We start from the raw sequence: 14,125 nt of genomic DNA, 5'->3' as shown, positions 1-14,125 counted from the left end.
TGTATCGTAAATCATAAGGTTGATCGTTAATGATTAAGAACGTTCTAAAGTTCATTGGCCTAACTATCGGGCTTGCATTTTGTGGCGTTATTCTGGCTGTCGTCGACGCCTCGTCAGATGCCGCGACCATGGGAAAGCTTTCGACCTTTGGCATGGTGCTGTTTTTCCTATCTCCGGCTTTAGCTCTCTTCGTAATTTGGCTACCAATCCGAAGACTTGGAAAGCAACGCGATAAAAGACTGGAAAGCGAAGCGGCTGAAGCGACCGAAAAAGATTTCTTGCGTCGTCGTTTCCTAGAGCGCAATCGACTCATTGATGCGGTGGATACCCATCGGGCAGCGCTTAACCGCAACCTGATCCGCGCAGTTAAGAAAAATGACTACGGGCGCATCGAGAAGGACGAAACCGACGAAGCCGTATACGAGTTTTTTGCAAGCATTGATTTGGATGAAACGGTTTTGGATGTTGAGCACGCAAAACAAATCGTCTTCGAACAGCTTGAATTTCGCAGAATGGAAGACGCAGAAAGTGGCTTCGATCCTCTAGACCTACCCTTTGACGGTCACGCCTTCGAAGAGTGGGTGAGTGAAGCCCTTGTTGGCTTTGGGTGGACTGCGGAGGTGACCAAAGGATCAGGGGATCAGGGCATTGACGTTATCGCAAAGAAAGACGGCAAGAGTATCGGCATACAGTGCAAACTCTATAGCCAAGCTGTCGGAAACAAAGCCATTCAAGAAGCCCATTCTGGCAAAGTTTATTATGGTTTGGACGCAGTAGCAGTTATTACAAATGCAGGCTATACTAGCAGCGCGAAAGACCTCGGGGCAGCGACTGGTGTCGCATTGCTCTCCCACCACGACATTCCAAATTTATTCACTGCTTTGTTTCAGTAGCTTGATTGGAGTTATCGCCCCCGTCATTGCATCACCGCGCCCTGCCCGCTAAAGACAAACCCAAGCAACACCATAGGCGCGACCCCCATGCTCAAAACCCGTATCATCCCCTGTCTCGACGTGGCCGATGGCCGCGTGGTCAAAGGCGTCAACTTTGTCGATTTGATCGACGCAGGCGACCCCGTGGAAAGTGCGCGGGCCTATGATTTGGCGGGCGCGGACGAGTTGTGTTTTCTCGACATTCACGCCACCCATGAAAACCGTGGCACCATGTATGATCTGGCCACGCGCACGGCCGAGCAATGTTTCATGCCGCTCACCATCGGCGGCGGGGTGCGCACCACCGAGGACGTGCGAAATCTGTTGCTCGCGGGCGCGGATAAAGTCTCGTTCAACTCAGCGGCCGTAGCCGATCCCGATGTGATCGCCCGCGCCGCCGACCGGTTTGGATCGCAATGCATCGTCTGTGCGATTGATGCGAAAACCACCGAATGGGACGCGGATGGCGCGCCGACCAAATGGACCATCTTTACCCACGGCGGACGCAAAGCGGCACTTGATGCGGATGGCACGCCGATTGATGCGGTGGAGTTCGCCAAGCTGATAGAGGCCAAAGGTGCGGGTGAAATTTTACTCACCTCGATGGATCGTGACGGCACGCGGGCGGGGTTCAACCTCGCCATGACGCGCACCATCGCGGACGCGGTGAAAATCCCCGTGATCGCGAGCGGCGGCGTCGGCACCCTTGATCACCTCGTTGAGGGCGTCACCAAAGGCCACGCAAGCGCCGTTCTGGCCGCCTCGATCTTTCACTTTGGCGACTACACCATTCAGGAGGCCAAGGAATATATGGCGTCCCAAGGCATCCCCATGCGGCTCAATTGAGCGCCCCATCCAAGGAACGCGATATGTCCGACATTCTCAAAGACCTCGCCATCACAATCCAGTCACGCAAAGGGGCCGACCCCGATAGCTCATGGACCGCAAAACTGCTGTCCAAGGGGCCGGAAAAATGTGCGGAGAAGTTTGGCGAAGAGGCCATCGAGGCCATCATCGCCGCCGCCAAAGACGACCGCGAGAACCTGACCTATGAGGCGGCGGACGTGCTCTACCACCTGCTCGTCATGCTCGCCGCCCGCGATGTGGCGCTCGAAGACGTTCTGGATGAACTCGCACGGCGCCAAGGCGTGTCAGGGATTGAGGAAAAGGCGGGACGGTAGGTATTCTAGTTGGCAGGAATGACTGTTATGCGGGACGTGCCTGCCTTTTGCACTTGCAGCTATTGCTGACGCAGAATTTGCTCGCGATTTTTGGTAAGTTTTTCGCTGCGGCGAGGCCAGTATCTTCAGAGCGGCCATTTTATGATACTGATCTCGACAGATTTCAAATCATCGTTTCGAGGCCTGCTTTCCCAATACTCGAGACGCAAGAGGAAGCTACTGGGGAGCTTCTGACTTCATTGGCCGCTTAAACCCCGTGATTACAGCAGCAAAAAGGGACCGCTAACAGATTTTCGGCATTTCTTTGGTATGGTGGGATGTCACCAAACTCAATTCACGAAGCTAGAACAAAGGCTTCATTGGATAACAATGGCCGTTATCCACCATCGTCGTAGATGGTTCTAATTCGCAGCATAAACTGGGATATTTACGAATTTGGGTGGAATGCCCTTAGTTTGCAGGGAACTAATACAGGCTCATTTGACGTGGCGGGTTTGCCGATCAGTTCAAAAGCCCTGTTGAGCATGCTACTGACATCTTGCTCTACCATTCCTACATTCCCGGGCAGGAACGATCCAAAGGGGTCCCAGTCAAAGCACCCGTATCGGATCTGATCGGCGCCACTTTCAAGTTTACTGTGCCAGCCCACTACGCCTTCCAAAGAAATTGTCGAATTTACAAATAGGCCAGCGGGGCCATCGGGGCGGAAACTCACCAATGCCTGTGCCGCCTTTTGTGCCGAGTAGCCTGTTGCCATGATGTGGGTGTCGGGCACGCCTATCGAACGCTCTTTTTGTGCGGATATAAAACCCTTCAGTCGTGTAGCGGTATTGTGGTCGGTGAGGCGCCCGCCGACGAACCGCAACGGGCCGCGCCAACCCAGTTCTGTTTCACAGCGATCGAGAATGAGATTCGTCAGGTCTTTGGCGGCTGTATAGTTATCAGAGATCACCGAGGGCGCATCATTCCCCGGCAAGTCCAAGTTGATGGACTGAACGCCAGATGCGCTGCAAAAGGCTGATATCCGATCTGGATCTGTTGCTCCGGTCGAAATCAGGCATTCTGCCTGATATGAAATAAGTTCTTTGGCGGCTTCGAATTCAAGCTCGGGATCCCGCTGCGTACAGGTAACAACCGGAAAATAGCCCCGCGCGCGAGCCATCATCTCGAACTGTTCCGCAATTTCGCCAAAGTATCGGTTGTCGTATTTTGGGACGATCATACCAACAATATTGGATCGTTCGCGGCGCAAAAGGCTGGCTTGAACATTTACCGAGTAGCCTTGGGCTTCTGCGATAGCCATCACACGCTCAGCGAGCTTTTTACTGATTCGACGCTTTTTCCACGTGCCGTTGAGGACGGAGCTCACCGCACTGGGCGATGCATCTGCAAGTTTAGCGAGATCGTAGATCGTTGTTCTCTTTGTTCCTTTTTCCATGTTTCGCCAGGACTCCAGATAATCAACGCACATTTCTTCAAAGCATATTGACTCAAAACAATCGATGGAGCAATGTTGCGCAATCGATGGAGCAAATAGCGCGATCGATTGCGCATTCGATGTAATGCGTTGGGAGGAGCTTAATCCGGACCTTTGGCACTCATTTGCGGGGTGTTCGTGGTTCTTGTGGTCCTTTCAAACGTTACATTCCGTGGGAGCGGGGCGCAAAATTGACATGGAGGAGATAAAATCATGAGATCGACCACATCCCTTGCGGCGGCATCAACGCTAGTCGCCACACTTTTCGCCACGACTGCAGCCGCAGAAACTGTGGCGTTCCTGATGCCGGATCAGGCATCTACACGTTATGAAAATCACGACTGGCCCGGCTTCCAGGCGGCAATGGGAGAGCTGTGCGCTGATTGCACCCTGATCTACCAAAACGGCAATGGCGACGTAGCCTTGCAACAGCAACAATTCAACTCGGTTATTGCCCAAGGCGCGAGTGTCGTTGTTCTGGACCCTGTTGATTCCGCGGCCGCCGCTGGGCTGGTCGAAATTGCGCGTTCACAGAACGTGAAGATCATCGCCTATGATCGTCCTATTCCAGACTCACCGGCAGACTTCTATGTCTCATTCGACAACGAAGGTATCGGTTTCGCCATTGCTCAATCTCTGGTCGAGCATTTGCAAGCCGAAGGCGTTCCGGAGGGTTCAGGCGTTCTTCAGATCAACGGCTCGCCAACCGATGCGGCAGCAGGCCTGATCCGTGATGGTATTGATCGCGCGCTTGATGCGTCGCCATATGTGACACTGTCCGAATTCGACACACCTGACTGGGCTCCACCCAAGGCGCAGGAATGGGCTGCTGGTCAGATCACTCGGTTTGGTGGTGACATCATGGGGATCGTCGCGGCGAATGACGGCACCGGTGGTGGCGCGATTGCCGCTTTGAAAGCTGCGGGTGCTGATCCTTTGCCGCCCGTCACAGGCAATGATGCAACGATTGCGGCACTGCAACTGATCATTGCCGGTGATCAGTATAACACGATCTCCAAACCATCTGAAATCGTGGCTGCCGCCGCCGCAGAGGTTGCTGTCATGCTCCTGAATGGTGAGACTCCCGAGGCGACCTCGTCGCTTTACAATACCCCTTCTCAGCTGTTCGTACCTGCGGTTGTGACTCAGGAAAACATCAAGGCTGAGATCTTTGATGCCGGGATTCAATCTGCTGAAGAGGTTTGCACAGCTGAATATGCACAGGCCTGTGTCGCACTGGGAATTCAGTAACATCTAGAATGCGGCACCGCCAATGCGGTGCCGCATCACGTACTTTTGGGAGGAGAATACCGTGTCGCAAGAAAAAAAGTTTCCAACGAAGGGTGAGGTTATCCTCAAGTTGCGCGGCGTTGGAAAGCAATTCGGCGCTGTCACCGCATTGGATAATATTGACCTTGATGTCCACGCCGGAGAAGTCGTCGCCTTGGTGGGGGACAACGGTGCCGGAAAATCCACGCTGGTCAAAGTTCTGGCAGGTGTACATCAGCCCACGTCTGGCACCATTGAATATTTGGGCGAACAAGTGACGCTGGATACGCCGGCGACTGCGCTCGAAATGGGCATCGCTACGGTGTTTCAGGATCTTGCGCTATGTGAAAACCTTGATGTGGTAGCCAATCTTTTCCTTGGTCATGAGGTTTCGCCATGGCGGATGGATGAGGTGCAAATGGAAGTGCGCGCTTGGACGTTGTTGCAGGAGCTTGCCGCACGTATCCCATCCGTGCGTGAACCCATTGCTTCGCTATCGGGCGGTCAGCGCCAGACGGTCGCGATCGCACGTTCGCTGCTGCTGGACCCGAAAATAATTATGCTGGATGAGCCCACCGCCGCTTTGGGCGTCGCTCAAACGGCCGAAGTTCTCAATCTTATTGAACGCGTCCGCGAACGTGGGCATGGCGTCATCCTGATCTCACACAACATGGAGGACGTGCGCGCCGTTGCCGACCGCATCGTCGTTCTGCGGCTTGGCGCCAACAACGGCGTCTTCACCGCCGAAACATCGCATCAGGAACTCGTGTCAGCGATCACCGGCGCCAGCGAGAACTCCGTGTCTCGCCGTGCTGCGCGCAAACTCGAAGAAGTAGGGGAAGACCAATGACCCAAGAGACCCAAACTAAACCATCGTCCCCTCAGCTTGACCGCGCAGATACCCGAGTGCGTCACGATGCAGGGCTGGCGGGCGCAGTGCGCGGCTTCGTCGACCAGATCAAGTCGGGCGATTTGGGCATGCTGCCGGTTGTCCTCGGCCTGCTTCTAATTTCAATCGTCTTCACGTCCCTGAACCCTGTGTTCCTTGCCCCCAATAATCTCGTAAACCTGCTGTTTGATGCCGCAGCCGTAGGCCTGATCGCACTTGGCGTGGTCTGTGTGTTGTTGCTTGGCGAAATTGATCTTTCTATTGGCTCGATGAGTGGTCTCGGCTCTGCGATGACAGGTGTTCTTTGGGTCAATTCAGGTGTTTCACTGCCTCTTGCCATTATCGCGGTAATGCTGACGGGTGCCTGTGTCGGCCTACTTTTCGGCTTCCTGCGCAATAAATTCGAAATGCCCAGCTTCGTTGCGACCCTTGCGGGATTGCTCGCGCTGCTGGGCCTTCAACTTTACATTCTTGGGCCAACCGGATCGATTAACATGCCGTTTACGTCACCCTTGGTGCGTTTCGGTCAAATCCTGATCATGCCTGCTTGGCTGGCATATATTGCCGCTATTGTTCCCGGCATCTTGATCTTTGTGGGCGCAATGCGCACCAACGCACAGCGTAGTGCGGCGAACTTGTCATCGGGCGGAATGAGCGTTGCGGTCGTGAAAGCGGCAGCTTTAACAGTCGCGCTGGTATTTGCAGTGTTTTACCTTGAGCAAGGGCGTGGTGTGCCGTGGATGTTCGGGGTGTTCGTGTTGTTTGTCGTGATCCTGAACTATGCTTTGACCCGTACGAAATGGGGCCGTTCAATGTTCGCCGTCGGCGGTAACGCCGAAGCCGCGCGCCGCTCGGGTATCAATGTTCAACGCATTCGCTTGTCTGCGTTCGTCGTATGCTCCACCTTTGCCGCGTTGGGCGGGGTCTTTGCTGCGGCTCGGCTTGCGTCAGCTAGTCAACAGGCCGGCACGGGTGACGTGAACCTTAACGCAATCGCGGCGGCGGTTATCGGCGGCACGTCTTTGTTTGGCGGACGCGGATCGGCGTGGTCTGCACTCTTAGGTGTGTTGGTCATCATGGCGATCTCTAATGGCCTGACTCTGCTTAATCTCAGCTCGTCGTTGCGCTACATGATCACCGGCGCGGTTCTTGCTATCGCTGTCATCGTCGACTCGCTCGCTCGCCGCTCGCGTGCAAGCCACGGTCGCGCATAAACCATCAAAGGAGCGGGAAATGACTAACAAGATGGACGGAAAGACAGCTGCGATAACCGGTGCGGCATCTGGGATTGGGCTCGAATGCGCCCGCATCCTGATCGAAGAGGGTGCGCAGGTCGTATTGATCGACAGGGCTGAGGACCGGCTGACTACGCTGTGCGAGGAGTTGGGCGATAATGCCAAGCCATTGGTAGTCGATCTGCTGGACGGGCCTCAGGTCTCGGGCATGTTGCCCAAGATCGAAGACCTGGTGGGCCCACTGGACATATTCCATGCGAATGCGGGCGCATATGTTGGCGGGGCGGCGGCAGAGGGAAACCCGGATGAATGGGACCGGATGCTAAATCTCAACATCAACGCGGCCTTTCGAAGCGTTCAGGCCGTCTTGCCACACATGATCGAACGAAAGACTGGTGACATCATCTTTACCAGTTCAGTCGCCGGCGTTGTGCCCGTGGTCTGGGAGCCGATTTACACGGCGTCCAAATTTGCGGTTCAGGCGTTTCTTCACGCAACCCGCCGCCAGGTTTCGCAATACGGCATCCGAATGGGTGCCGTCCTCCCAGGGCCAGTTGTCACCGCATTGCTCGACGACTGGCCCAAAGAGAAGATGGAAGAAGCGCTTGCGAACGGATCGCTCATGCAGCCACGCGAAGTTGCCGAAGCTGTTTTGTTCATGCTGACACGGCCGCGTGGGGTGGTGATCCGCGATATGGTGATTTTGCCCAACAGCGTCGACCTTTGAACGCCGAGAAAGGACGCGGAGTATGACCAATTCAAGCGCAGCGGAAACCTATGTCCTTGGTATTGACGTCGGAACGGGAAGTGCCCGCGCCGGTGTCTTTACAGCGGAGGGGCGAATGGTGGGGGCCGACAAATACCCGACACGGATTTTTCGTGAAGGCGGGACAGTTGTTGAACAATCAAGCGCGGATATATGGCAGGCTGTGGTCAAGTCAGTACGCGGGGCGATCGCCGCATCATGCGTGCCACCCGAGCAGATAAAGGGTATCGGTTTTGATGCAACCTGCTCTCTGGTCGTATTAGGCGACAATGGAGAGTCTCTGCCAGTTGGTGACCCAAACCATCCCGAACGTAATATCATCGTCTGGATGGACCATCGGGCGCTGGAGCAGGCCGAACGGATAAATGCGACCGGTCACCGTGTCCTTGATTACGTGGGCGGCCGCATTTCTCCGGAAATGGAAACACCGAAACTGCTCTGGCTCAAGGAGAACCGGCCCGACGTATTCGCCGAGGCTTGGCAGTTTATGGACCTCACTGATTTTCTGACGTGGCGGGCATCGGGCGATCTTGCGCGCTCGGTTTGCACGGTAACGTGTAAATGGACCTATATCGCCCATGAAGACAGTTGGGACGCCGACTACTTCAAAACCATTGGTCTCGATGAACTGGTCGATGAGGGGTTCAAACGGATCGGTACGAATATCGTTCCCGCAGGATCTGCATTGGGAGCGGGGCTGACCCAACAAGCCGCCGATGAATTCGGCTTGCTGGCGGGCACACCCGTCGCAGCCGGTTTGATCGACGCTCACGCGGGGGGCATCGGTTCGGTCGGGGCGAAGGGTGGTGGCGGAGCGGAGACCAATCTGGCTTACGTCTTTGGCACATCGTCATGCACCATGACGTCCACGACAGACCCCGTTTTTGTCCCTGGCGTCTGGGGGCCGTATTTTTCCGCGATGGTGCCCGGACTTTGGCTGAACGAGGGCGGTCAGTCCGCTGCCGGTGCAGCGATTGATCACCTGCTCGAATTCCATCCACATGCCTCCGAGGCTCATGCAAAAGCCGCGCGGGACGAACAATCCTTGCCGGCCTGGCTTGCCGAGCGCGTCGAAATGCGTCTTGGGGATGTTCAAGACGCTGGCGTGCTCGCAGGTAACATCCATGTCGTACCTGAGTTTCTCGGCAATCGTGCGCCGCATGCCGACCCGCATACGCGGGCCGTCATCGTGGGCCTTGGCATGGAGCGTGACCTCGATAGCCTCATCGCTCTTTACGTCGCAGGGCTTTGCGGGATCGGATACGGCTTGCGCCAGATCGTAGAGGCGCAGGCCAAAGCAGGGGCCCCTGTTGAACGCATCGTGATCAGTGGCGGCGCGGGCCGCAGCGATATGATCCGACAACTTCTAGCGGATACGACCGGCGTGGAAATTGCGGCACCTTCCGCCGAGGAACCAGTCCTCCTAGGTTCGGCAATTCTTAGCAGCGTCGCGGGTGGTATCCATCCAGACATCCACCGCGCGATGGAGAAAATGTCTACATTTTCCTCGCGATACCAACCACAGTCGGGGCCAGTGCGACAGCTTCACGACACTCGGTTCAAGGTGTTCGAACAATTGCAATCCCTTGCAAGACAAGTGGCGCGCAGTTGAACAGGGCGACGCGACTTGGGCAAAGCTGATCAATTTCCAAGGCCACCGCAGGCCGACAGAAATTTGTGCCCAAATCGAACGGACGAAAGCATGAGAGATGCAGTGCAAAACGTGCTCGAGCAACTCAGACAAATGACAGTCGTGGTTGCCGATTCCGGCGAAGTCGAGCTCGTAAAGAGGCTGCTCCACGTCGATTGCACCACTACCCCATCACTTGTGCGGGCGCCACTTCAGGACCCTGCATCCGAAGATCTGGTGGCGCTCGAGGACGTGCTAGCGCAACTCGCACGGCGCCAAGGCGTGTCGGGGATTGAGGAAAAGGCGGGACGGTAGGGATTCTGGTCGGCAGGAATGACTGTTATGCGGAACGTGCCTGCCTTTTGCCGCAGAAATTTGAGTAACCGCTGTTCACCGCAAGTGTTAATTGGCTTCGATATTATTGTCTGAAACTAACACCAATCTTTGGTCATTTCGCTCCATTTTTCTGAAAATGCTGAAATATCAGCTCGTTGGAGAGCTTGAGAAGGTCTGTTGTACTGGTAAATTTCCGCGAGAATTTCGTAGGAACCATTTATAATGGGCAATAGATCAGCGGCGGTGAATGTCGCATCGGAAGCATGCGAAAGTGAGTGCGCTACCATATTATCTCGAATGGATCGGATAAGTTTCACTGTTGGTAATGAACCAATTCGTTGAATCTTATATTCTTGATCTTCGTTAAGGGTGATCGCTTCGCTCTCACGAATGTTTGGAATAGAAAGCTGGTCGCCTTTTTGTCCTTTTCGATCAAACAGTCGGGCAATAACCAGAACAACCATGTCCTTCAAAGCTTGCTCTTGTACTTCCAAATTTATACGTAAATCGTCTTCGAGTTTGTCCCGCCCGTCCAAACGTTTCGTAACCGCCACGAGTTGCATCAATGCAAGTTCGGCATAAACGATGTTTTCACGTAGCTTTCCGAAGTAATGATCGAAACCCACTTCTTTTGCTGTTGGCTTTCTGCGCATATATCCTCTCAGAACTTTTTGGGCATTTAAATATTGAGTTTCTTGATCCATACGAGTTCAGCAGCTGCTTTTCAAACACAAGCCGAACTGAGCTCCTTTAAGCCGTTTTGATGATCTGAAATGTGTAACTCGTGTCTTCAAAACGCGGGTAGCTGAATTCTTAGGACCGTCGCTCTCGGCGCAAAATGCTGCTATTCGTACATGTCGCAGCACCAGCCACTCTGCGCTCAAACCGGACCTTCGCCACACATCCCTACCCCACAGCCCCCACGCCCAACCGTGGGATCTCGATCGCGGGGCAGCGGTCCATGACCACGTTTGCGCCTTGGGCCACGGCCAGAGCGGCGGCTTTTTCGTTGATGACGCCGATTTGCATCCAGACGGTTTTGAGACCGCGCAGATGGGCGAGCGCGTCCTCGACCACGCCCAAAACCTCCTCGGAGCGGCGGAAGATATCCACCATATCCACAGGCTCGTCGATATCGGCAAGTGTCGCCACACAGGTCTGACCAAATAGCTCCTTGCCCGCTTGCCCCGGATTAACGGGGATCACCTTGTACCCGCGCGCGGCGAGGTAGTGCCCGACCTCATTCGAGGGGCGTTTGGGATTGGCGGAGGCCCCCACAAGGGCGATCACGCGGGTCTCGGTCAGGATGGTGGCGATTTGTGCATCGCTGGGCTGATGAAGAATGCTCATGCACTATAGATAGGGCCGCATTCACAAGAAAAAAGCCCGAGCACAAGGCTCGGGCAAAAGTTTTGGAACGAGGGACAGTGAGACCTCCGCGCGGGTTCCGACTGCGCGGCTCGTGAATAGACATAGGGTCTCACAGCGCGGACAAAAGCCCCTCTCGCGGTTTTGTGATGTCGTCGTTAACGGTGCGTGGCACCACCCTAGCGTTTAGACGCGGCATAAAGCGCGATTGCGGTGGCGTTGGACACGTTGAGAGACCCAAAGCCCCGCGCGAACGGAATTTTAACCAGCTTGTCTACGGTCTCTTTGGTCTTTTCGCGCAAGCCCGGCCCCTCGGCCCCCATCACGAGTGCGACAGCGCGCCCTGACGCGTCCGCAAGAGCCTCATCAAGGTCGGTCTCTGCCTCACCGTCCAGACCCAACACCACAAACCCCATTTCTTGGAGCTGCAAAATCGTGTCAGACAGGTTGCGCACGCGTAAATATGGCTGACGCTCAAGCGCGCCAGAGGCGGTCTTGGCCAATGCCCCCGTTTCGGGCGCAGAATTGCGGGCGGTGGCGATCACGGCCTCGGCGCCAAACACTTCGGCAGAGCGCAGCACAGCGCCTACGTTATGCGGGTCGGTCACACGATCGAGCAGAACAACTGTGGGCTGTCCCTCGCCCGCGCCCAGACAAACCTCGGTAAGCGGCCCCCACTTAAGCGGCTTGACCTCCAAGGCAGCTCCTTGGTGGACGGATTGCGCATCAATCGGCACGTTGAATTTGCGCGGATCGGTCATTTCGGGTTCGATACCCGCAAATGCCACGTCCTCTTCTAGCTTATTGAACGCATTGAGCGTCACAACGAGCCGCAGTTTTTCACGCGCAGGATTACGCAGCGCATCACGCACCGCATGAAGGCCAAACAGCCACACCGTTTCATTGGCGGCCTTGCGCTTGCCCTGTTCCTTTTCAACGACCCACTGTGGCTTTTTCATATCTCTTCTTTCGCTTTTGCCCCGAGTTTACCCCGAGCGTGCCCCGCGCATGACCTATCGCGGGCGTCCTCCCCTTCCATGCCGCGCACAATGTCCAAGTTCAAGCCATTTTCCTGTTGACGCCCCAAACAGGGAACGGTATCCCCCGCTTCACAGACGGATGGAAACATCCTGATGGGCGACGGGCTGCAAGGTGCGGCAGCGGACTGTAACTCCGCCGGGGAGACCCACGCCTGGTTCGATTCCAGGGTCGCCCACCATTACCCCCCAAATCATTGATATATAATATCGGTTTAACGATTTGCCTCGCGAGCCTGATCATTATAGCGGGCATTGATACGCTCCATGTTGTGACGCGCGTCAGGTAATATCTACCTCGTCGCGTCTTGAGACATTCGGGTCGTGATGCGCATCCGCAACGGCCTCACAACCACCCCATAAAAAGTTATGACTGCGCCAGGGAAAGACCCTCAACGGCGTGGCGTACCCGACTCTGCCCAAACCCTCCCCCTAGCGCTCCGTGTGTGGCTGCGTGGCGAGCACAGGGCCGCCTTGTGGCACTCTCCGTCCCGCTCGAAACCCCAGCCCTACCCACACCCCCTCTAACAGGCGCAAACACGAAAAAGCCGCCCCACGATATCACGTGGGACGGCCTATTTTGTTTGGCGATGAAGATCGCGGCAGACTTAGAAGCTAAAGCGCGCCTCAAGGCTTGCGGTGACATCCGCGTCATCGCCCCAAGCGTTGTCTGCGCCCAGATCAAACGACACGGTGCCCGTATCGGTGATCGCATGCGTCACACCAACCCGCGCGGACATGTTCGCACGGTTGAGGCCAACGGACCCGACCGAGAACGCGCCTTGGCCGTTGTCATAACTGCCGTCCACCATGGTGTCGCCACCGAACGGCGCAGATAGATCCAACGCCCCTGACAACTGTGTCTTGTTGCCAACATTAACTGCCAGCTTGGTGCCCAGCTCCAAGCGCGCATAGCTTGACGATACTTTATCAACAGCCATGACATCCAAGGTGTTAGATCCCTCGGTTGTCTCCATGAACGCATCCGACGACGAGGTGCCAAAGACTGCGCCAGCACGCAGGCCTAGGTTCGTCAGGGCCGTTGCATGTTGGTACTCAAGACCAAAGCTCATTTGTGTCGCGGACGAGCGCACATTGTCAAAGTCGACCGTGCCGCCATTGGCAAGGCGTGTCCCGTCAAGTGTGACGTTTGTATGGCTCACACCCATGGTCCAGAACGCGCCATTGGATCCTGCGATTTCACCCAGAACAGTTGCACCAAAGTGATTGCCGGAGCCGCTACCGGTCATCAGGTCGCTGTTCACACTTGAGGACACTGTGCCCAGTGAGAACAACACGGTCGCGCCCTGCATGGTTTGACCAAAGCCTGTTGAACTTGTTGTCACATCGACACCGAACGCAGTGTTTTCGGCCATCACTTCGGCTGTGTCAAAGTGGGCGTTAGAGGCGTTGAAGAACGAGTGCTTTTGACCCTCATATCCCGCAAACCCTGCGATCCAGTTTGGCATGGCGTTCACGGCTGCCGCTTCGGCGGCTGATCCTAGGCTTGCGTAGGCTTCAGGTGACGCCTTGCGGAAGACCGCGGACGTATCCCCACTGGCGGCCAAAGTTTGTGTCAGCGCTTCGACAAATTCACCGCCATAGAACTGAGCGACACCGCCCGCGTCATTCACCATCAAGCCATCGTAGATAGCCGCGTGATTAGCTGTGAGGGCAAGGGCCTCAAGCTCGGACAGGGTTGTGGTGCCAAGACCGACAACATTCCCTGTCGCAAGGTTCATGATCACATCGTTGGTGCCCGTCGTCGTGGCCGTTCCAAACATACCGTCGATCGCGAAATCATCGAAGTCAAAGATATGTGTGGTTTCACCAAGCGCAGATGCATCGTTTTCGACCAGATTGAGAACAGCATCATCGGTGATGGTAAGCGTGCCACCCGTAGAGATATTCACGCGGTCATAGTCCGTGCCTGCGATTGCGCTGGCCCCTGCCGTATCAATTTCCATCAATGCGGTAGAACCGGATGCAAGTGTCAGATCGGCAA

General features: G+C 55.6%; 14 protein-coding genes and 1 tRNA gene. 10 read left to right on the top strand and 5 right to left on the bottom strand.

Translation table 11 applies throughout. The features are described 5' to 3' along the window. The first annotated feature begins 29 nt into the window (after nucleotides 1-29). From ACTG34_RS02915 to ACTG34_RS02905, 3 genes are all read left to right on the top strand, one after another. The gene (locus ACTG34_RS02915) at nucleotides 30-893 is read left to right on the top strand and encodes a restriction endonuclease (RefSeq protein ID WP_439103532.1); all 864 of its coding nucleotides are present in this window, start codon (nucleotides 30-32) and stop codon (nucleotides 891-893) included. Nucleotides 894-980: 87 nt separating this feature from the next. After that, nucleotides 981-1,778 carry an imidazole glycerol phosphate synthase subunit HisF gene (hisF, locus tag ACTG34_RS02910; RefSeq protein WP_062216012.1) on the top strand — a complete coding sequence of 266 codons (798 nt, stop codon included), beginning with the start codon at nucleotides 981-983 and terminating at the stop codon, nucleotides 1,776-1,778. Between the two features lie 23 nt (nucleotides 1,779-1,801). After that, nucleotides 1,802-2,113, top strand: a complete 312-nt coding sequence (locus ACTG34_RS02905) for a phosphoribosyl-ATP diphosphatase (protein WP_439103531.1) — start codon at nucleotides 1,802-1,804, stop codon at nucleotides 2,111-2,113. Between the two features lie 427 nt (nucleotides 2,114-2,540). Here ACTG34_RS02905 and ACTG34_RS02900 read toward each other — a convergent pair whose 3' ends face one another. Continuing rightward, entirely contained in the window at nucleotides 2,541-3,551 is a 1,011-nt protein-coding gene (locus tag ACTG34_RS02900; RefSeq protein ID WP_439103530.1) for a substrate-binding domain-containing protein, read from the bottom strand. A 252-nt stretch (nucleotides 3,552-3,803) separates the two neighbouring features. Here ACTG34_RS02900 and ACTG34_RS02895 point away from each other — a divergent pair, with 252 nt between their 5' ends. From ACTG34_RS02895 to ACTG34_RS02870, 6 genes are all read left to right on the top strand, one after another. After that, on the top strand, nucleotides 3,804-4,841 hold the full coding sequence (locus ACTG34_RS02895; RefSeq protein WP_439103529.1) for a substrate-binding domain-containing protein: 1,038 nt from the start codon (nucleotides 3,804-3,806) through the stop codon (nucleotides 4,839-4,841). 61 nt (nucleotides 4,842-4,902) lie between these two features. Next, nucleotides 4,903-5,709: an ATP-binding cassette domain-containing protein gene (locus ACTG34_RS02890; RefSeq protein WP_439103528.1), complete on the top strand. Its 807-nt coding sequence runs from the start codon at nucleotides 4,903-4,905 to the stop codon at nucleotides 5,707-5,709. Beyond that, complete coding sequence (locus ACTG34_RS02885; RefSeq protein ID WP_439103527.1) at nucleotides 5,706-6,962, top strand: sugar ABC transporter permease; 1,257 nt, start codon at nucleotides 5,706-5,708, stop codon at nucleotides 6,960-6,962. Before ACTG34_RS02890 ends, ACTG34_RS02885 begins: the two co-directional genes overlap by 4 nt. A 19-nt stretch (nucleotides 6,963-6,981) precedes the next feature. Continuing rightward, nucleotides 6,982-7,710, top strand: a complete 729-nt coding sequence (locus ACTG34_RS02880; RefSeq protein WP_439103526.1) for an SDR family oxidoreductase — start codon at nucleotides 6,982-6,984, stop codon at nucleotides 7,708-7,710. Between the two features lie 22 nt (nucleotides 7,711-7,732). After that, nucleotides 7,733-9,361 (top strand): FGGY-family carbohydrate kinase, encoded by a 1,629-nt coding sequence (locus ACTG34_RS02875; RefSeq protein WP_439103525.1) that lies wholly within the window; start codon nucleotides 7,733-7,735, stop codon nucleotides 9,359-9,361. Between the two features lie 90 nt (nucleotides 9,362-9,451). Beyond that, entirely contained in the window at nucleotides 9,452-9,694 is a 243-nt protein-coding gene (locus ACTG34_RS02870; protein ID WP_439103524.1) for a hypothetical protein, read from the top strand. 116 nt (nucleotides 9,695-9,810) lie between these two features. Here ACTG34_RS02870 and ACTG34_RS02865 read toward each other — a convergent pair whose 3' ends face one another. The 3 genes from ACTG34_RS02865 to rlmB all read right to left on the bottom strand — a co-directional run bounded on the left by ACTG34_RS02865 (nucleotide 9,811) and on the right by rlmB (nucleotide 12,042). Continuing rightward, nucleotides 9,811-10,419, bottom strand: a complete 609-nt coding sequence (locus ACTG34_RS02865) for a hypothetical protein (protein ID WP_439103523.1) — start codon at nucleotides 10,417-10,419, stop codon at nucleotides 9,811-9,813. 202 nt (nucleotides 10,420-10,621) lie between these two features. Further along, nucleotides 10,622-11,065, bottom strand: coding sequence for a CoA-binding protein (locus ACTG34_RS02860; protein WP_439103522.1), 444 nt, complete (start codon nucleotides 11,063-11,065; stop codon nucleotides 10,622-10,624). A gap of 197 nt (nucleotides 11,066-11,262) precedes the next feature. Next, nucleotides 11,263-12,042: a 23S rRNA (guanosine(2251)-2'-O)-methyltransferase RlmB gene (rlmB, locus tag ACTG34_RS02855; protein ID WP_439103521.1), complete on the bottom strand. Its 780-nt coding sequence runs from the start codon at nucleotides 12,040-12,042 to the stop codon at nucleotides 11,263-11,265. Between the two features lie 176 nt (nucleotides 12,043-12,218). On the opposite strand from rlmB, the gene ACTG34_RS02850 reads away from it, so the two are divergent. Beyond that, a tRNA-Tyr gene (locus tag ACTG34_RS02850) sits at nucleotides 12,219-12,302 on the top strand. A gap of 426 nt (nucleotides 12,303-12,728) precedes the next feature. Here the strand turns inward: ACTG34_RS02850 and ACTG34_RS02845 are convergent. Then, a partial coding sequence (locus ACTG34_RS02845; RefSeq protein WP_439103520.1) for a hypothetical protein occupies nucleotides 12,729-14,125 on the bottom strand: 1,397 nt, incomplete at its 5' end.

The sequence above is a fragment of the Celeribacter marinus genome (genome assembly GCF_965656515.1).
GTDB classification, from domain to species: domain Bacteria; phylum Pseudomonadota; class Alphaproteobacteria; order Rhodobacterales; family Rhodobacteraceae; genus Celeribacter; species Celeribacter marinus_D.
The sequence above is the reverse complement of the archived record's forward strand: the minus strand, read 5'-3'. Positions and strand labels throughout refer to the sequence as shown.